This window comes from Hymenobacter nivis, from assembly GCF_003149515.1.
Taxonomy (GTDB): Bacteria; Bacteroidota; Bacteroidia; order Cytophagales; family Hymenobacteraceae; genus Hymenobacter; species Hymenobacter nivis.
On record NZ_CP029145.1, the window covers coordinates 4,193,142 to 4,214,639 of the forward strand.

18 protein-coding genes, 1 tRNA gene, 3 rRNA genes and 1 pseudogene are annotated in these 21,498 nt (G+C 56.8%); 16 read left to right on the forward strand and 7 right to left on the reverse strand.

The genetic code is table 11. The features are described from left to right. Positions 1-61: 61 nt before the first annotated feature. Positions 62-1,471, reverse strand: a complete 1,410-nt coding sequence (locus DDQ68_RS18620; RefSeq protein WP_109657649.1) for a DEAD/DEAH box helicase — start codon at positions 1,469-1,471, stop codon at positions 62-64. A 90-nt stretch (positions 1,472-1,561) separates the two neighbouring features. Between DDQ68_RS18620 and DDQ68_RS18625 the strand changes: the two genes are divergently transcribed. The 3 genes from DDQ68_RS18625 to DDQ68_RS18635 all read left to right on the forward strand — a co-directional run bounded on the left by DDQ68_RS18625 (position 1,562) and on the right by DDQ68_RS18635 (position 3,042). Further along, positions 1,562-1,635 (forward strand) — tRNA-His (locus DDQ68_RS18625). A gap of 146 nt (positions 1,636-1,781) precedes the next feature. Further along, positions 1,782-2,714, forward strand: a complete 933-nt coding sequence (locus tag DDQ68_RS18630; protein ID WP_109657650.1) for a PfkB family carbohydrate kinase — start codon at positions 1,782-1,784, stop codon at positions 2,712-2,714. A gap of 73 nt (positions 2,715-2,787) precedes the next feature. Next, positions 2,788-3,042 carry a hypothetical protein gene (locus tag DDQ68_RS18635; RefSeq protein WP_109657651.1) on the forward strand — a complete coding sequence of 85 codons (255 nt, stop codon included), beginning with the start codon at positions 2,788-2,790 and terminating at the stop codon, positions 3,040-3,042. Positions 3,043-3,124: 82 nt separating this feature from the next. Here DDQ68_RS18635 and DDQ68_RS18640 read toward each other — a convergent pair whose 3' ends face one another. Further along, positions 3,125-4,861: a M61 family metallopeptidase gene (locus tag DDQ68_RS18640; protein WP_109657652.1), complete on the reverse strand. Its 1,737-nt coding sequence runs from the start codon at positions 4,859-4,861 to the stop codon at positions 3,125-3,127. A 200-nt stretch (positions 4,862-5,061) separates the two neighbouring features. On the opposite strand from DDQ68_RS18640, the gene rpmH reads away from it, so the two are divergent. The 6 genes from rpmH to tsaB all read left to right on the forward strand — a co-directional run bounded on the left by rpmH (position 5,062) and on the right by tsaB (position 9,245). Next, positions 5,062-5,220, forward strand: coding sequence for a 50S ribosomal protein L34 (rpmH, locus tag DDQ68_RS18645; protein ID WP_070741311.1), 159 nt, complete (start codon positions 5,062-5,064; stop codon positions 5,218-5,220). Between the two features lie 47 nt (positions 5,221-5,267). Further along, a complete protein-coding gene (locus DDQ68_RS18650) occupies positions 5,268-5,756 on the forward strand; it encodes a ribonuclease P protein component (RefSeq protein WP_109657653.1) in 489 nt (162 codons plus the stop codon). A gap of 24 nt (positions 5,757-5,780) precedes the next feature. Beyond that, complete coding sequence (locus DDQ68_RS18655; protein WP_109657654.1) at positions 5,781-7,478, forward strand: S41 family peptidase; 1,698 nt, start codon at positions 5,781-5,783, stop codon at positions 7,476-7,478. Between the two features lie 50 nt (positions 7,479-7,528). After that, entirely contained in the window at positions 7,529-7,861 is a 333-nt protein-coding gene (locus DDQ68_RS18660) for a hypothetical protein (protein ID WP_109657655.1), read from the forward strand. Between the two features lie 402 nt (positions 7,862-8,263). Next, a complete protein-coding gene (locus DDQ68_RS23080; protein ID WP_162550243.1) occupies positions 8,264-8,545 on the forward strand; it encodes a hypothetical protein in 282 nt (93 codons plus the stop codon). Positions 8,546-8,555: 10 nt separating this feature from the next. Beyond that, the gene (gene tsaB / locus DDQ68_RS18665; protein ID WP_245897109.1) at positions 8,556-9,245 is read left to right on the forward strand and encodes a tRNA (adenosine(37)-N6)-threonylcarbamoyltransferase complex dimerization subunit type 1 TsaB; all 690 of its coding nucleotides are present in this window, start codon (positions 8,556-8,558) and stop codon (positions 9,243-9,245) included. 9 nt (positions 9,246-9,254) lie between these two features. Here the strand turns inward: tsaB and DDQ68_RS25100 are convergent, their stop codons facing one another. Next, positions 9,255-9,425, reverse strand: a complete 171-nt coding sequence (locus DDQ68_RS25100; protein ID WP_498366108.1) for a DUF8622 domain-containing protein — start codon at positions 9,423-9,425, stop codon at positions 9,255-9,257. A gap of 86 nt (positions 9,426-9,511) precedes the next feature. On the opposite strand from DDQ68_RS25100, the gene DDQ68_RS18670 reads away from it, so the two are divergent. The 7 genes from DDQ68_RS18670 (at position 9,512) to rrf (ending at position 19,722) form a co-directional block, all read left to right on the forward strand. Next, positions 9,512-10,036, forward strand: a complete 525-nt coding sequence (locus tag DDQ68_RS18670; RefSeq protein WP_438830710.1) for a DUF2480 family protein — start codon at positions 9,512-9,514, stop codon at positions 10,034-10,036. Positions 10,037-10,118: 82 nt separating this feature from the next. After that, positions 10,119-11,474 carry an APC family permease gene (locus DDQ68_RS18675; RefSeq protein ID WP_245897110.1) on the forward strand — a complete coding sequence of 452 codons (1,356 nt, stop codon included), beginning with the start codon at positions 10,119-10,121 and terminating at the stop codon, positions 11,472-11,474. Positions 11,475-11,536: 62 nt separating this feature from the next. After that, positions 11,537-12,805 (forward strand): hypothetical protein, encoded by a 1,269-nt coding sequence (locus DDQ68_RS18680; RefSeq protein WP_109657658.1) that lies wholly within the window; start codon positions 11,537-11,539, stop codon positions 12,803-12,805. A 144-nt stretch (positions 12,806-12,949) separates the two neighbouring features. Next, positions 12,950-14,206, forward strand: a complete 1,257-nt coding sequence (locus tag DDQ68_RS18685) for a serine hydrolase (protein WP_162550244.1) — start codon at positions 12,950-12,952, stop codon at positions 14,204-14,206. 632 nt (positions 14,207-14,838) lie between these two features. Beyond that, a 16S ribosomal RNA gene (locus DDQ68_RS18690) occupies positions 14,839-16,354 on the forward strand. A 222-nt stretch (positions 16,355-16,576) separates the two neighbouring features. After that, positions 16,577-19,503: ribosomal RNA gene (locus tag DDQ68_RS18695) — 23S ribosomal RNA — on the forward strand. 107 nt (positions 19,504-19,610) lie between these two features. Then, a 5S ribosomal RNA gene (gene rrf / locus DDQ68_RS18700) occupies positions 19,611-19,722 on the forward strand. Together the 16S, 23S and 5S rRNA genes form the textbook arrangement of a ribosomal RNA operon. A 301-nt stretch (positions 19,723-20,023) precedes the next feature. Here the strand turns inward: rrf and tnpA are convergent. The 4 genes and pseudogenes from tnpA to DDQ68_RS25030 form a co-directional block, all read right to left on the reverse strand. Continuing rightward, positions 20,024-20,357, reverse strand: a pseudogene (tnpA, locus tag DDQ68_RS18705) (IS200/IS605 family transposase). Between the two features lie 160 nt (positions 20,358-20,517). Then, the gene (locus DDQ68_RS24860; protein ID WP_109657660.1) at positions 20,518-20,655 is read right to left on the reverse strand and encodes a hypothetical protein; all 138 of its coding nucleotides are present in this window, start codon (positions 20,653-20,655) and stop codon (positions 20,518-20,520) included. A gap of 36 nt (positions 20,656-20,691) precedes the next feature. Then, positions 20,692-20,994 carry an IS1 family transposase gene (locus tag DDQ68_RS23085; RefSeq protein ID WP_162550245.1) on the reverse strand — a complete coding sequence of 101 codons (303 nt, stop codon included), beginning with the start codon at positions 20,992-20,994 and terminating at the stop codon, positions 20,692-20,694. A 296-nt stretch (positions 20,995-21,290) separates the two neighbouring features. Further along, a complete protein-coding gene (locus DDQ68_RS25030; RefSeq protein WP_438830711.1) occupies positions 21,291-21,386 on the reverse strand; it encodes an IS1/IS1595 family N-terminal zinc-binding domain-containing protein in 96 nt (31 codons plus the stop codon). Positions 21,387-21,498: the final 112 nt, after the last annotated feature.

Genomic DNA, 21,498 nt, shown 5'->3' on the forward strand with positions numbered 1-21,498 from the left:
AGATGCTTCACTGCGTTCAGCATGACGTTCTTTTTGCTTGGAGCATCAAACACCAAAGCTCTTACCGCCCGCGCCGCTTCAGGGCCTTGACGCCGGGGGCCGAAGCACCCTTTTTGCCCGGGTTGGCCTTGGCGCCTTTGGAGCTTTTCTTCTTGCCTGCCTGGAACACCTTGCCCGTGCGCTTGTCGATGGTTTCGCCGGGCTTGATCCACTCCTTACGCTCGTGAAAGGCCCCCTTAAACTCGGGGTCGAGCAGCTTGCGGCGGTCGTCCAGCTCGCGGCTCATGGTTTGCTGCTCCTCAAACGGAGTTTCCTCCACCTTCACTTCTTCGGGCAGTGGCAGCAGCTCGATGGTCTGGTTGATGAGCTGTTCAATCTCGGCGATGTGCACCATCTCGGCCTCGTTGGCGAAGGTGATGGCCGCGCCCGTGTGCAGGGCCCGGCCCGTGCGCCCGATGCGGTGCACGTAGTCGTCGTGGATGATGGGCACATCGAAGTTGATGACGTGGCTCACCTGGGGCACGTCGATGCCGCGGGCCGCCACGTCGGTGGCCACTAGGTAGCGTACCTCCCCGGCCCGAAACGCGTCCATGTTGTTGATGCGCGCGTTCTGGCCCTTGTTGCCGTGGATTACGCGCACCTCGCCCGCGGGGGCCTTGCGCTCCAGGAAGTGCGCCACCTGGTCGGCGTGCTCCTTGGTGCGGGTGAAGAGCAGCACGCGCGTCATGATTTCCTGGTCGCGGTGCAGCAGGAAGTGCAGCAGGTTAATTTTGGTGAGCAGGTTGGGGGCTTCGTACAGCGTCTGCGTCACGGTCGAAGCCGTTTGGGCCGGCGGCGTCACCTCCACCCGTACCGGGAATTCCAGGAACTCCTCGCTCAGTAATGTTACCCGCTCGGGCATGGTGGCCGAAAATAGGATGTTCTGGCGCTTGCGCGGGATGATTTCCAGAATACGCCGGATCTGGGGCATGAAGCCCATGTCCATCATCTTGTCGGCCTCGTCGAGCACCAGCGTCTTCAAGTCCTTCAGCAGCAGGGCCCCCTTCAGGTAAATTTCCATCAGCCGGCCCGGTGTGGCAATCAGGATGTCCACGCCCTGGGCGATGGTTTCAATCTGCGTTTTGGGACCCAGGCCGCCGTAAATGGCGAAAATGCGCAGGTCGGTTTGGGTGGCCAGCGCCTTGAGGTGGGTTTCAATTTGCATGGCCAGCTCGCGGGTGGGGGCCAGCACCAGGGCCCGCGGGTTGATGCCCTGGGCGTACTTCACCTTCATCAGCAGGGGCAGGCCGAAGGCGGCCGTTTTGCCCGTGCCGGTCTGGGCAATGCCGAGCAAATCGTGCCCGGCCAGCAGCAGCGGAATGGTTTGGGCCTGCACCGGCGTGGGCTCGGTGAAGCCGGCTTCGGCCACGGCCGTAAGCAATTGTTTGTTGAGTTTGAAATCGTTGAACGACGGGGCAGCAGTGGGTTCCATCCCGCAAAGGTCGGGTATTTGGGCCGCTCCCGAAGTTTTTTTGCCCGCTACCGCATCCTTTCCTATCTTTGCAGCACCAAAAACCACACGGTAGATATAGCTCAGCTGGTTAGAGCGCCGGATTGTGATTCCGGAGGTCGTGGGTTCGAGCCCCATTATTTACCCTCATTTGAAAGTCCCCGGGAGTCATTCCGGGGACTTTTTTATTTATTGCCGTGTCTTAAGCCCAGCGGGCCCCCCGGCCGCTTGTCCGGGGGGCCGTCGCCGCCTAACCTTCCCCGATCGTTCCACCTCCTTTAAACGCTTTCTAATGAGCCTACTCGTCATCGGTACCGTTGCCTTCGATGCCCTCGAAACCCCGTTCGGCAAAACCGATAAAATCGTCGGCGGGGCCGCCACCTACATCAGTCTCTCGGCGTCGTACTCGCTGAAGCCCGTGAATATTGTGGCCGTGGTGGGCGACGATTTTGCCTCGTCTGACATTCAGCTGTTGGAAACGCACGGCGTGGACACTGATGGCTTGCAAATCAAAGCGGGCGAGAAGTCGTTTTTCTGGTCGGGCAAATATTCGCAGGACCTCAACTCGCGCGAAACCCTGGCCACCGAGCTGAACGTGTTAGCCGATTTCGACCCCGCCATTCCCGACGGCTACCAGGACTGCAAGTACCTGATGCTGGGCAACCTGACGCCCGCCGTGCAGCGCCTCGTCATCCAGCGCCTGGTAAACCGGCCCAAGCTGATTGTGATGGACACGATGAATTTCTGGATGGACGTGGCCCTGGAAGAGCTGCTGGCCACCATCGAAATGGTCGACGTGCTCAGCATCAACGACGAGGAGGCGCGCCAGCTGTCGGGCGAGTATTCGCTGGTGAAGGCGGCCAAGAAAATCCAGGCCATGGGCCCCAAGTGCCTCATCATCAAGAAGGGCGAGCACGGGGCCCTGCTGTTTCACAAGAACAAGATGTTCTACGCCCCGGCCCTGCCGTTGGAAGAAGTATTCGACCCGACCGGCGCCGGCGACACGTTTGCGGGTGGCTTCATCGGCCACTTGGCCGCCACCGACGACATCAGCTTCGAAAACATGAAGCGCGCCGTCATCCACGGTTCGGCCATGGCCTCGTTCTGCGTCGAGAAATTCGGCACCGAACGCCTACTAAACCTCTCGGCCGAAGAAATTGAGGCCCGCGAAGCTCAATTTACCGAGCTCGTGCGGGTAGAGCCGGCGCTGGTACCGGCCGGTTAGGGCCCCGGCGGCGCAACCCTTTTGCGGTGAGATGGGTACACCTCATATCCTCCCACCGCAAATCCCCGTCGCCATGTCCTTATCCAAAAAGCAGATCGAACTCACGAACGCCAAAACGTCCGTCAACCCCGTAGCTAATACCAAGAAAAAGAGCACGCAAATGCAAAGCCCCAACGCTACCGACGTGTCGGCCCACGGCAACACCACCGATGGTAATAGCGTCGGCCACGGCGTACAAAAAATCCGCAGTAACCCCCAAAACAACAAGCCCATGTCGGTGAACAAAGGCCCAATGAAAAAGGGCGCCGATAACAGCAAGGATCACTAGTAGCTGGTGCTGTGATAAATAGTAAAAGGCCCCGCCAGATTCGTCCGGCTGGGCCTTTTGTTTTTAGGGCGAATACGGCGGGCTAAAACTCCCAGCCCAGCCACTTCGCAAAGCCTTCGCGCTGGGCCGCATCGGCCTCGGACAGCTTGGCCACAGAGTACCGGGGCCCGTAGCTGGTTCCTTTCGTTGCCGTCAGCGTCACGGTTACCAGCCGGTGCTGGCGAAACACGCTGATTTCGTAGCTGGGGCCCCCCGTGCTGAGCAGGGTTTGCAGGTTCAGGTCTACGCGGCGGCCGTTCACGGCCACCACCTCGTCGTCCACGGTGAGGGCGGCCGCCGCCGGCGAGCCGGGCCAGATGCCGCTGACCTCCGTACGCTCGTTGCGGGTCACCACGGTGCGGAAACCGAAGCGCCCTTCCGAAGCCGACCCGTTTTCTGCCACCAGCAGTTGACAGCCCACGGTGTGCAGCACCTTGTCGAGGGGCGGGGCCAGCGGCTCCAGCCCGTAGATGAACTTGTCAAAGTAGGCCCCCATTTTCCGGCCGGCCACCTCCTCCACCAAGCGGATGTAGTCGGCTTCGGTGTAGCCGATACCGGTCTGGCCGAATTCGGAGTACAGCCGCCGCATCACATCGTCGAGGCTGCGCGCGTGGCCCGAGAGCTGCCGCAGCGTGAGGTCGAGCAGCAGCGCCGCCAGGGCCCCCTTGTGGTATACCGATACCTTGCGGTCGGGCACGCCGGGCTTGTAGCCGTCGAGCCATAGGTCCACGCTGGCGTCGGCCAGCGAAAGGTTATCGGGGCCCGCGTCGGTGAAGTGCTTGTGCAGCACCGTGCCCAGCTCCTCGAAGTACTGGGCCGGCGTGCGCACGTGGCTGCGGGCTAGCAGGTACTCGCCGTAGTACGTGGTGATGCCCTCGGCAATGAAGCAGGTGCGGAAGTAGTTTTCGCGGGCATAGTCGTAGGGCTGCATTTCGGCGGGCCGGATGCTTTTGATGTTCCAGGTATGAAACAGCTCGTGGCAGCTCACGCCCAGAAACTCCTTGTACAGCGCCTCCGTCATAATAAGCTCAGCGGGCCCCAGCGTAATCACGGTCGAGTTGTGGTGCTCCACTCCGTGGTAGTGCTTGTAGGGCAGCAACTGGTTCAGGAAGTGGTAATCGGCCACTGGGAAGCCCCCGAACAACTGCAACTGCTCTTCCGAAAACGCCTTGAAATCGGCTAGCACGCGCGGCCAGTGGAGCGGGGCCGCGCCCTGCACCCACACGTGGAAGGGCAGGCCCCCCGCCTCGTACTGCTGGTGCATCAGCGTAGGGCTGGCGATGAGCGGCGCATCGGCCAGCTGGTCAAAGTTCTGCGCTTGTAGCACGTTGGGGGCCCCATGGGGCAGGCCGCAAGCCACCTGCCAGCCCTCGGGCAAGGCCAGGGCCAGCTCGCATTCCTCCTGCTCGCGCCCTTCGGCGTACATCAGGCACTGCACGGGGTTGAGGTAAAGTTGGTTTTCGTCGAGCCACGAGCCGCCCGCATCCATCTGGTGGGCGTAGAAATTATACTTGATTTTCAGGTCTTTGCCGGCTGCTTCGGCTACCTCCCAGCGGTCCTTGGTGGTCTTGCGGTAGGGCAGGACTTGGCCGGTGGCCGCATCGCTAATTTCAACTTTCTGAATCTTCTGTGCGAAATTTTGTAGCTCGTAGCGGCCCGGCCGCCAGGCGGGCAGCTGCAACGCCAGCGGCGCAGGGCCCTCGGCGGGCACGGCCAGCGTCATTTCCACTTGCAGGTAAAACGTGAGCGGGTTTTCGTAGGAAACGCGGTACTGAATCATGGGCGGCAACGGGTGGATGGATGGGCAAAGCTAGGGCCCCTGCATACGCAAGCCGCCCCGCCCGAAGCCAACCAAATCAGGGCCCCCGGCGCAACCGCTTGGGGCCAAGCGCATCGGCCGGAACCAATTGTGGCCCGGAGGCTTGCGAATCCTGGCACTTACCCGTACCTTTGCCGGCCCAACTCGAAACTTGATTTGACATGAAACGCACCTACCAACCTTCGCAGCGCAAGCGTCGCAACAAGCACGGCTTCCGCAACCGCATGGAATCCGTTAACGGCCGCAACGTGCTGGCCCGCCGCCGTGCCAAAGGCCGCAAGCGCCTGACTGTATCCGACGAAGGCCGTCACAAGCGCTAGTAATTAGGCTGTTAGCTAATGGTTAACCGCCGTTAGCTTATTTAGCTATGGAACCAACTCAATCCCTGGGCCCAACTTCTCCCCCGGAGAAGGGGCCCGGGAATGAGGTTCCGGGCGCCGCGCCCACGCGCCGCCATAATTTCCCGAAAGAGGAACACCTGTGCCGCAAAAAGCTCATCGACGAGCTTTTTGGGAAGCAGAGTTCCTCTTTTGGCGTTTACCCCCTGCGCATTGTGTGGCTGCCCAGCGAGGGCCCCACCGGGGCCCCGCCCCAAGTGCTCATCAGCGTGAGCAAGCGCGGCTTCAAGCGGGCCGTCGACCGTAACCGCCTCAAGCGCCTCATCCGGGAGGCATACCGGCTGAACAAATACCAGCTCCTGGAGCACCCGGGGGGCCATCCGGTGGGCGTGCTGGGCATTATTTATACCGGTAAGGAAAAAAGTGCGTTGCCGTTGGTGGAAAAAAAATTAATTTCCGCCTTCCATCGTTTGCTCGGCACGGCGGTTTCCCGCCCGGCTTCGCCGCCCGCCGCGTAGCTTCGCTCTTCGCCCCGCCGCTCCATGATCTTCCGACACAAACTTATTGCCGGTGCCGCACTCGGTAGCGCCGTGCTCCTGTTTTCGTTCCGTACCGCTGCCGACAACGAGCGCTACTTCGAGATTGCTAAAAACCTCGATATTTTCGCTACCACGTTCCGGGAGGTTAACACCTACTACGTGGACGAAATCAATCCCGGCAAGCTGGTGAAAACGGGCATCGACGCCATGCTTAAGTCGCTCGATCCTTATACCAACTACATCCCGGAGGACGACATCGAGGATTTCCGCACCATGACGACCGGGCAGTACGGCGGCATCGGCATCCTAACGGTGAAGCGCAACGGCAAAACCGTGGTGCAGAGCGCCTACGAAGGCTACCCGGCCCAAAAAGCGGGCCTGCTGCCGGGCGACGAAATCATCAGCGTCAACGGCGTAGTCATTGAAAAAAAGTCGAATTCCGACATCAGCAAGCTGCTCAAGGGCCAGGCCCTGTCGGTGGTGAAGCTGCTCGTGACACGCTATGGCCAGGACAAGCCGGTGGAAGTGGCCATCACCCGTGATAAAATCCAGGTTGAAAACGTGCCTTACGTAGGCATGATTTCGCCCGAAGTCGGTTACTTCCAGCTCGCTGGCTTCACCGTGGACGCAGGCAAGGAGGTGCGCGCCGCCATCACCAAACTCAAGGCCCAGGGCGCAAAGAAAATCGTGTTCGACATCCGCGACAACCCCGGCGGCTTGTTAAACGAAGCGGTGAACATCTCCAACCTGTTCATCGACAAGGGCCTGGATGTGGTGAGCACCAAGGGCAAGGTGACGGAGTGGAACAAGACATACAAGGCCCTCGACCTGCCGCTGGATGTCCAAATCCCGGTGGCCATTATCACGAGCAACCGCTCGGCCTCGGCCTCGGAAATCGTATCGGGCGTGTTGCAGGACTACGACCGCGCCGTGCTGGTGGGCGAGCGCACCTTCGGCAAGGGCCTCGTGCAAGCCACCAGGCCCCTGAGCTATAACTCGCAGTTGAAGGTGACGACCGCCAAATATTATATTCCCAGTGGCCGCTGCATCCAGGAGATTGATTACAGCCACCGCGCCGACGACGGCACGCTGGGCAAATTCCCCGATTCGCTGCGCACGGCCTTCAAAACCACCGCCGGCCGCACCGTGTACGACGGCGGCGGCGTGGCCCCCGACGTGGAAGTGGTCGACCGCGAAATCGCAGACATTACCCGCGTGCTACTCCAGAAAAGCTACTTGTTCGACTATGCCACCCGCTTCAAGTCCGAGCACGCCAGCATCGTCCCGGCCCGCGAGTTCAAGCTTTCGGACCCCGAATATCAGAAATTTGTGGCCTACCTCCAGGGCAAAAATATCAGCTACAATACCGACTCTGAGAAATCCCTCACCGACCTCAGCAAGCGGCTAAAGGAGGAAAAGCATTACGACGATGTGAAAACCGAGTTGGAAACCATGCGCCGCAAAATGGTCGTCAACAAAGCCAACGACTTGCAGCGCTTCAAGCCCGAAATCAAGGAAATCCTGGAGCAGGAAATTGTGTCGCGCTACTACTACGAGAAGGGCCGCACCGAAGCCGGCTTCGACGACGACCCCAACATCCTCGCCGCCGTGGCCGTCCTCAACGACCCCAACCGCTACGCCGCCCTGCTGAAACCCAGCGGCCAGGCCGCCAGCGCCCGCAAGTCGGCTGGGACGAAGTAATCATCCATAGAGCTCGTCCCCGTTTCAGCTGATTTTCTGCTATTTCCTTTATGACCGCCGACCAACGCCTTGACCAACTCGAACCCCTCGTCGCCCAGACGCTGGCCGTTGCTGACCGCCACACGGCGCAGTTGAAGCAGATTTATGGAGCTGTAAATCAACTACTGGAAGCTGGAAAGATACAAAGTGACGACGTGCAGTTCGTTTTGCGGGAGATGAGTGAACTGACCTATAAAGTGGGTGCAGTAGAACAAAATCAGTCAATTGCGAATACCCGGATTGGTGATGTAGAAAACGCTGTTTCCCTCGTGGGAATACAGGTTGCCAATTTGGACACCAAGCTTGACCGTATCCTCGGTTTGCTCAGCGGAAATAAAGAATAGTTGACTTTTTGGTCGCCGTCCTCAACGACCCCAACCGCTACGCCGCTTTGCTAAAACCCAGCGGCCAAGCCGCCAGCGCCCGCAAGTCGGCCGGCACGAAGTAATTGTATTTTCTAATTCATGCAAAAAGAGCAGGTCAACAGATTGGCTTGCTCTTTTTAAATTTAACTAGTTTATGGAGCATACTTTACTAAAAGCAAAAGCTTGGCACATATTCATAATATTGTTGATAAGCTATTTTATTTCTTGGTTTCTTAAAGACGAAGAACTTAAGGATATGATGAAGCTACTGGGCTTCTGCATCTTTTGTATTTGGCTTGGGATCCTTGGTAATACCTTGAATCAGCTTGAAGAAGGTGGTCAAGAACGTAGTGCCAGTAGGTTTGTATTCAATGTTTTTTTGTGATTGCAGCATTCGCACTTAGTAAAATATTAGCTAACCCTGATTTTGATATAAGCCCGAATAGCTTTCATGCAAATGGTCTTTGGTCAATTCCAATGATTTATTCGCTCGTTGCTTATATACAGATTCATTGGTTTCCTGCATCAATTCTGGTAGCAAAAGAGCAAGGAAAAAAGCCCGATTTTAGTCAGATTTTGGGAACATTCATTCTGCTTTTCTTTTGGCCAGTAGGAATTTGGTTAGTGCAACCGCGCTTGAACCGTATTTACAACGCTGTCTAAAGCAATACAATTGATTATCCTCTCCCTCGAAACCTCGTCCCCTGTCTGCTCCGTCGCGCTGCACGACGTGGCCGACGGCCGCCTGATTGGCCAGTCCGAGCTGCGGCTGGAAAAGTCGCACTCTACTCACCTCACCGTATTGATTGAGCAACTGCTCGCAAACACTGGCCACGCCCTGGCCGACCTTGCCGCAGTAGCCGTGAGCGATGGGCCCGGCTCCTACACGGGGCTGCGGATTGGGGCGGCGGCGGCTAAGGGCCTGTGCTTTGCGCTGGATATCCCGCTGGTGGCGGTGAGCACGCTGGGGGCCCTGGCGGCGCAAGTAGCGGCCGTGACGGCGGGAGCGGAAGAAATGCTGTTTTGCCCGATGCTCGACGCGCGGCGCATGGAAGTGTACACGGCCATCTACGCCCACGATGGGCAGGAAGTGCTGGCGCCCGCGCCGCTCATTCTCGCGCCCGGGGCCTTGGCCGAACATTTGGCCCACCGCCGGGTGTTGTGCTTTGGAAACGGCGCGGCCAAGTTCCAGCCGCTGGTGGCAGAGCAGGCCAACACTGGCTTTCTGGCTGGCATCGAGCCGTCGGCCGTGGCGGTGGGGGCCCTGGGCGTGGCAGCTTTTCGTCGCCAGGCGTTTCAGGACGTGGCCTATTACGAGCCGTTTTATTTGAAAGAAGTGTACACAACCACGCCTCGGTCTTGAGCTTTTACGCTAATGCCGGTAGCCCTGCCAAGTGCCACCGTAGCGGTAGCCCAGTTGGGGCTTCGCTTCGATGCAACATTTCTTGCAAACGAAAAACCACCCCTTGCCGCCGGCCTGCGTCTGGATTCGGTACAGTGTGGTAGCCTCCTGCTGACAATGCGCACAAAACTTAGTTTTCATAATTGCTGACTCGTTGTAGCTCTCCGCTGTAACTGTTCTCTGTGAAACACTGTTTTTAGTTTATTCTCTCGGTATTTTCTATGGATATGGAACCACTTTTCACCAACCGCGTCGCCAACAGCGGCCTCGTTACCCTCAACCTGGAAGAATTTATTCACGCCGGCGAACGGGTGCTTTATGACATCAAGGATAACCTTTTCCATGGGCTAATCCTGCGCGAAAAGGACTTCCGCGAGTTCATCAAAACCCACGACTGGGCCCAGTACGACGGCCAGAACGTGGCCATTATCTGCTCGGCCGATGCCATTGTGCCCACCTGGGCCTACATGCTGCTCGCCATTAAGCTGCAAAACCACGCTCACCGCTACGTGTTCGGCGACTTGGGGGCCCTGGAGCAGTCGTTGTTTGAAGAAGCCATTGCCGGTATTGACGCCGAAGAATACCGCGACGCCAAAGTGGTGGTGAAGGGCTGCGGCGACAAGCCCGTGCCCACGTTCGCCTACGTGGCCATCATGCAAAAGCTGCTGCCCGTCACGAGCAGCATCATGTACGGCGAGCCGTGCAGCACCGTGCCTCTCTACAAAAAGCCCAAAGCCTCCGTGGCGGAGTAACAAACCCTGCCACAGACAGAACAAAAAACGCGCTTCGGCGCGTTTTTTCGTTTAGCCAGCCCAAAGCCCGACATTTGCCAGCGTGCAAAGTCAACCATACAAAATAAGTTTCCTCACCGGGGCGGCCATCGTAGTGGCCAACATGGTGGGTACGGGCGTTTTTACCAGCTTGGGGTTTCAAGTGCTCGATATTCAGAGCGGCTTCGCGCTGCTGATGCTGTGGGCTGTGGGTGGCCTTATTGCGCTGTGCGGGGCCGTCAGCTACGGCGAGCTAGCGGCGGCTATGCCCCGCTCGGGCGGCGAATACCACTACTTGGGGCAGATTTACCACCCAGCGCTGGGCTTTTTGTCGGGCTGGGTGTCGGCCACCGTCGGCTTTGCGGCCCCCACGGCCCTGGCGGCGCTGGCGCTGGGCGAATACGCGAAAAGCGTGTGGCCTGGCTTGGGCCAGGCCGTGGTGGCGGGCACCGCCATTACCGGGGCCAGCCTACTCGGCGTGGGCGTGGTGCTGGCCCTCACGCTGGTACATGGCACCAGCACCCGCGCCGGCAGCCGCCTGCAAATCGTCATCACAGCCTTGAAAGTGGCTATTCTGGTCGCGTTCATCGGCGCCGGACTGGTGGCAGGGGAGGGGCAACCCCTGCACTACGCCCCCGATGCCGCCGGCTGGCGGGCGGTGCTCAGCCCCGCTTTCGCCGTGAGCTTGGTGTACGTGAGCTACGCCTACTCGGGCTGGAACGCCGCTGCGTACCTCACCGGCGAAATCCAGAACCCCGGCCGCAACCTTTCGCGCATTTTGCTAGCTGGCACCGCCATAGTGCTCCTATTATATGTGGGCCTGAATTACGTGTTCCTCCGCTCCACGCCGCTGGCTGGGCTGAAGGGCCAGGTAGAAGTCGGCTTCGTGGCCGCTACCTCGCTGTTTGGGGCCCCGGCGGGCCGCCTGGCGGGGGGCATTATCGCGGCGCTGCTCGTTTCCACCATCAGCTCGATGATTTTTGCGGGGCCCCGCATCGTGCAGGCGATGGGCGAAGACCTGCCTGCCCTGCGCTTCTTCGCGGCCAAAAGCCGCGCCGGCGTCCCAGTCAGGGCCCTAATGCTGCAAACGGCCATCACGCTGGCGTTCATTCTGCGGCCCAGCTTCAAGGAAATCCTGGTGTACGCCGGCTTCGTGCTGAACCTGTTCACCTTTCTCACCGTGCTGGGCCTGTTCATGCTGCGTTGGAAAAAACCCAACCTGCTGCGCCCGTACCGCGCCTGGGGCTACCCATTCACGCCTCTCATTTTTTTGGGCCTGAGCGGCTGGACGCTCGCCTTCATCCTGCGCGAAAAGCCTACGGAGTCGCGCTACGGCCTGCTAACCTTGGCGGGCGGCTTGGTGGTGTACTTGGTAACTACCCGATTTTTCCGCTCGCCCCGGCCTGCGCCGAACCCGTAACTTGCGGCTTCCAAGCAGGGGCTCCGGCACCGGCCGGCACCACATTCTCACTCCTTATATATATGCTGCTCCGAAATGCTGCCCTTCGGCTGCTCCCCGTGGTCTTGCTGGCCCTGGCGGCCTGCTCCGAATCGACAACCAAAACCGAAACCTCGGCTACTACTAAAGCCACCCCTGACACTGGGGCCCCAGCACAAACTCCCCCCACCGCGCCGCCTGCTCCCGCCGATACGGCCGGTGCGCCCGCCGCCCGGCCCGCTGTCACCGCCGCTCCCACCGACACGGCCTATGTGCAAGACGCAGCTACTTACCTCGCCGGTTTGCCCGTCCGCGCCAATTCCGAGCTGGCCGCCCTCGCCCAGGGCCCTGCCTACCAAGCTTTCGCCAAAGACCAGGATAAAAGCTGGGCGAAGTACACCAGCACCCACACTAGCCGCATGACGCGGTGGGCCACCCACGCGCTGGATTCGGTGCAACGCCGCAGCCCCACTATTTTTTACCCGTTCAGCGGCCCCGACTTTCTCAACGTCGCCACCCTGTTCCCCACTAGCCAAACCTACGTCATGGTGGGCCTGGAGCCCGTGGGTAGCGTGCCCGCCCGCGCTTCGCTTGAAAACCCTAAGCTGTACCCCGCCATCAAGGCCTCGCTGTGGTCGGTGCTAAATTTTAGCTTCTTCCGCACTAACGACATGGCCATCGACCTGAAATCGGTGGAGCTCGACGGGGCCGTGCCGCTCATCATGCTATTCGCTGCCCGCACCGGCCACCAGGTACTGGCCGTGCGCCCCGTGCAGCTCACCGCCGCCGGCCAGCTCACCTCCGGCGCAGCCGATACCACCCGCGCCAGCGGCCGCCCCAACATCCCGGGGGCTGAAATCCAGGTGCGCAGCGCCAGCGGCCAGGCCCAAACCATCTACTACTTCTCCGCCGATATCAGCGACGCCAAGCTCACGCCTCACCCGGCTCTGCTCACCTACGCGCGCACCCTGGGGCCCCTCACCACCTACGTGAAGTCGGCCACCTACCTCATGCACAAGGCATATTTCTCGAAAATCCGCAACCTCGTGCTGGCCCGCAGCAATTACTTACTGCAAGACGACTCGGGCATCGCCATGAAATACTTCCCAGCCAGTGTTTGGCAGTTCACTTATTACGGAACATACCGCCGCCCCATCAACCTTTTCGCCAAGCACTACCAGCCCGCCCTCACCGCCGCCTACACCGATAGCCTACGCCGCCCCAGCCCGCTGCCGTTCGGTACCGGCTACAACTGGCGCCAAACCGATTCGAATCTACTGCTAGCCCAGCGCCGCACGCCAGTCAGCAACTAAGCCGTTTGCTAAACCCCAGGCCCGGGGGCCGTGGTGACCTCACCGCGGCCCCCGTCGTTTTTCGCCCTGCCGATGAACCCCAAGCTCACCCCCGCTGCCCGCCACCCCTATACCTATATAATAGGTGGGCTCCTACTTCTGGCAATGCTTGCCGCGTTCGGGCACGCCGCGTCCCCTAACCGCGTAACCAACGCTCAGGGCCCCCAGCAGAGCGCCGATTCTCCGCTTCTGGATTCGTTGCTGCATACCTCCCCTGGCTTGGCCCACATTGCCGATAACCCTGCCTACGAGCTGCAAATCATCTACACCCAAATCGACCGCGACGCGCAGAACGTGCCTCGTTTCACGCCGCATACCTTCCACCTCAACGCTCGACAATACTTCAATCCGGCCAGCCTAGTCAAATTGCCCGTGGTAACGCTGGCCCTGGAAAAGCTGAACGACCTACACCAGCCCGGCCTTACCCGCCGCACCATAATGGCCACGGGAACCGCCTGCCGCTGCCAAACCGCCGTGCCCTTCGCTGCCCCCGCAGATTCTGACCAAACAGCGACCGTGGGTAACTACATCAAGCGTATGCTACTGGTGAGCGACAATACCGCCTACAACCGCCTCTACGAATTCCTAGGCCAGGGCCCCCTCAACGAACGCCTCGCCCAGTTAGGTTTTCCCAACGCCCGCATCACGCGCCGCTTTGCCCCCTGCGACACGGCCGCAAACCGCCATACTAATCCCATCAGCTTCCACACCGCCACCGGCGATACCATTTATAAACAGCCAGCGCTTACCAACCCCAGGCCCTACGCCAGCCCCCTGGGTCCCGTATCGAAAGGCCGCGCTTACCGCATCGGCACACGCCTCATTCGCCAGCCCTATGATTTCACCACAGCCAATCATTTACCCCTGGCCGACATCAGTACTCTGCTGCGCACCTTGCTGTTTCCTGAATCAGTACCCGATTCCCTTCGCCCGCACCTTAGGGCCAACGATTATTCCTTCCTCCGGTACTACCTACATGCCACGCCCCACGAGGATGGCTTCCATCCCTACGCCTCCAAACGTTACTTCGACGCCTATAAAAAGTACCTCTATTACGGCCGTAAGCCAGCTTCAATTGCTGAGACTGGCTTACGGATCTACAACATTGTCGGTATGTCACACGGGTTTTTAGCCGATGTGGCCTACTTCGCTGATTCCCTGCACCAGTCCGAATTCCTACTGAGTGCAGTCATTTACGTAAACTCCGACGGAGTTATTAACGATGGTCTTTACGAATACGAAACCATCGGGCTGCCCTTCTTGGCTCAATTAGGCCATACTATTCGCCAGTACGAAGCATTGCGGCCCCATGCATACCGTCTCCATCCCGACGATTTTGCTGCCCCGGTTCGTGTTCGCTAGCCTGAATCCAAATAAACATTCTCCTCAGTAGCTTGATCATCAGCGTAGAGCTATACACAGTTCAGAAATCTGTGATGTACTACCAAAAAATGTGGATGCACTTGCGTAAGCTAATCCCAATGCCTAATTTTGCACTCCCAAATCGAATGGACGAGGGCAAAAGGATCACCGAAAACAAAATTTCTGATTCATTTGAATAACTGAAAAGATTGTCGTAGTTTTGCACCCCGCTTCGGTTCAATCGGAACAACAGTAGCAAAAGAAAAAATAAAAACTCTTTTACCTTGCAAAAAGGGGCAAAATAGTTATATTTGCACCCCGCTTCAGATTAAAAGAATCAAAGCATTTATCAACAAGAAGACCAAACAAAATTTCTTGCTGATTCAAAAAATTTCATTACCTTTGCACTCCCAAATCGAAAGACGCGGAACAGAGGCCCGGCTGAAAAGCCACACTGTTGTTTCAAATGGAAGCGACACACGTTCTTTGAATGTTTGGAAAAGACAAATGGTAAAACTCGACTTAAGTAATTAAGAAGAGTGTTTAACAAGCGTAAAATCGATTTGAACTCGTCAACACGAGTTGAATTAGCCAAGACAGCAACCTACTTACGAGTAGGTGAAGGACATTATACAATGGAGAGTTTGATCCTGGCTCAGGATGAACGCTAGCGGCAGGCCTAATACATGCAAGTCGAACGGTTTGTAGCAATACAAATAGTGGCGCACGGGTGCGTAACGCGTAGCCAACCTACCCGAATCTGGGGGATAGCCCGCCGAAAGGCGGATTAATACCGCATAAGACTATGAGCCGGCATCGGTTGATAGTTAAAGATTTATTGGATTCGGATGGGGCTGCGTGCCATTAGCTAGTTGGCGGGGTAACGGCCCACCAAGGCGACGATGGCTAGGGGAGCTGAGAGGCTGGTCCCCCACACGGGCACTGAGATACGGGCCCGACTCCTACGGGAGGCAGCAGTAGGGAATATTGGGCAATGGGCGAGAGCCTGACCCAGCCATGCCGCGTGCCGGATGAAGGCCTTCTGGGTCGTAAACGGCTTTTTTCCGGGAAGAACCGGTTCCTTGCGAGGGGCTCTGACGGTACCGGGAGAATAAGCACCGGCTAACTCCGTGCCAGCAGCCGCGGTAATACGGAGGGTGCGAGCGTTGTCCGGATTTATTGGGTTTAAAGGGTGCGTAGGCGGCCGCGTAAGTCTGGGGTGAAAGCCCGTTGCTCAACAACGGAACTGCCCTGGAAACTGCGTGGCTTGAGTCCAGACGAGGTTGGCGGAATGGGCGGTGTAGCGGTGAAATGCATAGATACCGTCCAGAACACCGATTGCGAAGGCAGCTGACTAGGCTGGTACTGACGCTGAGGCACGAAAGCGTGGGGAGCGAACAGGATTAGATACCCTGGTAGTCCACGCCGTAAACGATGGATACTCGCTGCCAGCGATAGATGGTTGGTGGCTTAGCGAAAGCGTTAAGTATCCCACCTGGGGAGTACGCCCGCAAGGGTGAAACTCAAAGGAATTGACGGGGGCCCGCACAAGTGGTGGAGCATGTGGTTTAATTCGATGATACGCGAGGAACCTTACCTAGGCTAGAATGCGCGTGACCGGTTCGGAGACGAACCTTTCCTTCGGGACACAAAGCAAGGTGCTGCATGGCCGTCGTCAGCTCGTGCCGTGAGGTGTTGGGTTAAGTCCCGCAACGAGCGCAACCCCTATGTTTAGTTGCCAGCGGGTTAAGCCGGGGACTCTAGACAGACTGCCTGCGCAAGCAGTGAGGAAGGCGGGGACGACGTCAGGTCATCATGGCCCTTACGCCTAGGGCTACACACGTGCTACAATGGACGGTACAGCGGGTTGCCAACCAGCGATGGTGCGCCAATCCCGAAAAGCCGTTCTCAGTTCGGATCGGAGTCTGCAACTCGACTCCGTGAAGCTGGAATCACTAGTAATCGCGCATCAGCAATGGCGCGGTGAATACGTTCCCGGGCCTTGTACACACCGCCCGTCAAGCCATGGAAGTTTGGTAGACCTGAAGCCGGTGCTCCGCAACGAAGCCGGTTAGGGTAGAACAGGTAACTAGGGCTAAGTCGTAACAAGGTAGCCGTACCGGAAGGTGCGGCTGGATCACCTCCTTTCTGGAGCATTTTGACTCGTGAGTTTGAATCAATCAAGCAGTTATATCAAATGTCTTTTCCATCATTCAAATAATTATAGATTAGCTCATTAGGAGTTTTTCTACACTACCATTAACAAGTTAGTGGTAACCGTTCTTTGACGTAAGGGGTAACAAAAACGAAGCGCAGCGCGCCGTGTCTCTTTGGAGGACGGCGAGTTCTCTCAGGAGAACACGTTGCGAAAGCGAAGTAATGAAGAGCACACGGGGGATGCCTAGGGTCTCAGAGGCGAAGAAGGACGCGATAAGCTGCGATAAGGCGTGGGGAGGGGCACATGCCCGGTGATCCGCGCATTTCCGAATGGGGCAACCCCGCGACTGGAAGAGTCGTGAACCGACGGGCTTGACCCGCGGTGGCAAACGCAGGGAACTGAAACATCTAAGTACCTGCAGGAAAAGAAAATAACAATGATTCCCCAAGTAGTGGCGAGCGAACGGGGAGGAGCCCAAACCACGGCGGTCACGGCCGCTGTGGGGTTGTAGGACCACGAGATCTGATTAAATCGAGTTAGCTGAAGCCGGTGGGAAACGGTGCCAGAGACGGTGAGAGCCCGGTAAGCGACAATTCTGATTTACGGTAGTGGGATCCTGAGTAGGGCGGGGCCGGAGAAACCCCGTCTGAAGCGAGCGGCACCATCCGCTAAGGCTACATACTCCTGAGACACCGATAGTGAACTAGTACCGTGAGGGAAAGGTGAAAAGAACCGGGAATACCGGAGTGAAAAGAACCTGAAACCGTGTGCTTACAAGCAGTCAGAGGGATTTAGTGTCCTGATGGCGTGCCTTTTGCATAATGAGCCTACGAGTTACTCCTCCCCGGCAAGGTTAAGGGCTTGAAGGCCCGGAGCCGCAGCGAAAGCGAGTCTGAACAGGGCGCGTAGTCGGGGGGGGTAGACGCGAAACTCGGTGAGCTACCCATGACCAGGATGAAGGTGCGGTAACACGCACTGGAGGTCCGAACCAGTTTCCGTTGAAAAGGATTTGGATGAGTTGTGGGTAGGGGTGAAAGGCCAATCAAACTGAGAAATAGCTCGTACTCCCCGAAATGTATTGAGGTACAGCGTCGGCGTAGAGCGTGTTGGAGGTAGAGCTACCGATAGGACTAGGGGGTGTCAGAGCCTACCGAATCCTGACGAACTCCGAATGCCAGCACGTATAGCCGGCAGTGAGGCCTGGGGTGCTAAGGTCCCCGGCCGAGAGGGAAAGAACCCAGACCAACAGCTAAGGTCCCTAAATCCAGGTTAAGTTGAACAAAGGAGGTCCGATTGCTTTGACAGCCAGGAGGTTGGCTTGGAAGCAGCCATTCCTTTAAAGAGTGCGTAACAGCTCACTGGTCGAGCGATCGGGCGTCGATAATACGCGGGCATCAAACCTGGTACCGAAGCTTTGGATGCGACTTGCAAGACAGTTGCGTGGTAGGGGAGCATTCTTCTTGCGGAGAAGCCGTCTCGTCAGGGGCGGTGGAGCGTGGAGAAACGCATATGTAGGCATGAGTAACGATAATGGGGGTGCGAAACCCCCACGCCGATAGACCAAGGTTTCCAGCTCAACGCTAATCGGAGCTGGGTTAGTCGGGACCTAAGGAAAAGCCGAGAGGTGTATTCGATGGCCAGCTGGTTAATAGTCCAGCACTGATGAATTGAAGTGATGCAGTGACGCAGAAGTGAAAGCACCGCGGGCGGACGGAAGTGCCCGTTGAAGGGCGTAGGTAGTGGGAGAGTAGTTAAGTACGCTCACCTAGCCGAAACCTGATAGTACCGCACGGCCTTCGGGCCACGCGGATAGTGTGCCTAATCCGACTGCCAAGAAAACCTGCTAAGCGTTTTAATTGATTCATCACCCGTACCGCAAACCGACACAGGTGGTCAAGGAGAGTATCCTGAGGCGCTCGAGTGAATCACGGCCAAGGAACTCGGCAAAATGGACCTGTAACTTCGGGAGAAGGGTCGCTTCCTCTGGTGCAAGCCAGAGAAGCCGCAGTGAAAAGGCCCAGGCGACTGTTTAACAAAAACACATGGCTATGCCAACGCGCAAGCGGACGTATATGGCCTGACACCTGCCCGGTGCCGGAAGGTTAAGAGGGGAACTTAGTGGGGGCGACCTTGCGAAGGTTTGAATCGAAGCCCCGGTAAACGGCGGCCGTAACTATAACGGTCCTAAGGTAGCGAAATTCCTTGTCGGGTAAGTTCCGACCTGCACGAATGGTGTAACGATCTGGGCGCTGTCTCAGCCGTGAGCTCGGTGAAATTGTAGTCTCGGTGAAGATGCCGAGTACCCGCCACGGGACGGAAAGACCCCGTGCACCTTTACTATAGGTTGCCATTGGTGTTGGGTTCGGCATGTGTAGCATAGGCGGGAGGCGCTGAACCGGGGCCGCTAGGTCTCGGGGAGCCAACGTTGAAATACCGCCCTTGCCGTGCCTGATGCCTAATCCGCGAACGCGGAGACAGTGGCTGCTGGGTAGTTTGACTGGGGTGGTCGCCTCCAAAAGAGTATCGGAGGCTTTCAAAGGTCCGCTCAGTCCGCTTGGTAACCGGACGCAGAGCGCAATAGCAGAAGCGGGCTTGACTGCGAGACCTACAAGTCGAACAGGGTCGAAAGACGGATATAGTGATCCGGTGGTTCCGCATGGAAGGGCCATCGCTCAAAGGATAAAAGGTACGCCGGGGATAACAGGCTGATCTCCCCCAAGAGCTCATATCGACGGGGAGGTTTGGCACCTCGATGTCGGCTCGTCACGTCCTGGGGCTGGAGAAGGTCCCAAGGGTTCGGCTGTTCGCCGATTAAAGTGGCACGCGAGCTGGGTTCAGAACGTCGTGAGACAGTTCGGTCCCTATCTGTGGTGGGCGTTGGATATTTGACAGGACCTGTCCTTAGTACGAGAGGACCGGGATGGACCAGCCGCTGGTGCGCCGGTTGTACCGCCAGGTGCAGCGCCGGGTAGCTACGCTGGGAGGAGATAAGCGCTGAAAGCATCTAAGTGCGAAACTCACCTGGAGATGAGATATCCCAATTGGAAGGGCCGTGGGAGACGACCACGTGGATAGGCGGCAGGTGAAAAACCAGAAATGGAACAGCCGAGCCGTACTAATGGCCCGAGGGCTTCGCATAATTTCGATGGCGCGCGCCATGCGTTTCGTTTTTGTCCCTTACGTCGAGTTATTGAGGGTTGCGTTCCTGCGCGAGCAGGACAACAGAACGCCGCAACCCCCGCCAGCAATGGTGGCTTTAGCCCGGGTGTTCACCTCTTCCCATTCCGAACAGAGCCGTTAAGCCCCGGTGCGCCTATGGTACTGCCTTCACCGGTGGGAGAGTCGGTCGCCGCCAACTTTATTTTATTCCCCAACGCCTGCCGCTTTCAACAGCGGCGGGCGTTTTGCATTGTATATTGCCCCTAATGGGGAAATTATGGGGTTGCTATTTGGTGGTTTGAGGTAGAAAGTGCCATTAGAACGGTTCCCATGTTTATGTACAGAATTAAAAATTAGGGTAGTCCGTTTAATGTAATGCTTTCATTTTGCAATTATAATCGCAAATAAACCACTATGGACTGGAAGTCTACAGGTTTTACGCAACCGGAATAAAATTCCTAGCCCAGGATAATGTTGCCGCTGTATTTTTTGAAGGCTTCTCATTGGTGTTCCAGGTATTGTTGCACCAGCTCATCGATGATGTTGCCCGTACTCCACACCCGTACCCAACGGCCCGGAAATGCCGCTCCCAATCCTTTTTGCGCAGCAATGGGTACTCTTCCTGCAACTGCCGTGAGGTGCGCCCTTTCAACCGCTTTAGCAGGTTGCTAATGGACTTGGATGGCGCATATTCGATATGCACATGGTCTTTGCTCACTACCCCTTTCAGCATTCGCACGTCCTCTGCGTCGCAGATTTGCTTGATGAGGTCGCGGCAACGGCGCTGTACGTCCCCCGTCAGCACATGATAGCGGTCTTCGTGACCCAGACCACGTGCGCTGGTAGTCACGAAAAGGTATGCCTACCCCGGCGTTGTTCATGACGCAAAACTACGGCCGTGGGTAGCAACTGAAAGTTTTGCGCTGAAAGCGCATAGTTTTCACTAGCGGTTGTGACCAATAAAATATTTAATTGCGTCAATATGATTGGTTAATTAGTTAGAAAAACTTAATGGTTTTCTAACTAATCTAGTAGCCCTTTGTCTCAGTGTGCAATTAAATCGCTCAATAAAAGCCGTCAAGCCGCTGCCTTTTCCAACGCCAAAATGCTGCTCCTCCTTAAAGGCGCCCACATAAGCCGGCCAATAGTCCGATAAAAATCCAACACATTATCTAAAGGCTGCTGGAATCTTTTCATAAAATAGCTGCGCATCTTTTCCAGAATGTCCACCAACTTGAAAAGCAATGATTTGCCTATTCGCTGGATTTAAGGCCAGCCATAGCCATTGCTTGTTTTTATTGTTTTGAACAAATGTCCACATTTCGTCTAACTGAATGCCAAAAAATTCTACTCGCCGGCCCCGTTCTTTGCTGTATGCTTTCTCGACAAGCACGTCATTGGTTTTCATAACATCTTGTAAAACACATACACTTGCTTCATTACTATCAAAACATACTTCCTCGTCTGGCATCGTATCGTCCGTTATCTGAAGGTAAGTTTGTAGTGCCGTTGAATTTTTTTGCACCCCTAATTGATTGATTTACTCGTCCATTCGGTCGGCTAAATACGCTTTTAAATCGGGTAGCGTAGGATCAGTATTTAAGTCTTCCGGCAACGCATCGTATAATTTTTTGATGTAGCGCAATAGTCACGTCTCACTTACATCGCACACGCGACAAATACCAGAAAGTGAAATGCGTTCTAATAATAATTTATTAATTCCTTATCAGCGGAACTGATAAACCACGATTAGTCTGCCGTTACAAACTAGCGCCAACAATTCGTGCATTGATAATTTTGCTTGCCATAATGCGTATGGCTGTTCTTCTTAATGTATTGGCTTTGACAGTCGGGGTAATTCATCTCGTTTTTTCTCAAAGAGAACAAAGCATTGCATTTTTAGCTCTACCAGAAATAGATAAGGCTGCTGGTCTATTTCACATTCTAATAGAATAATTATATCCTCTAAGTACTC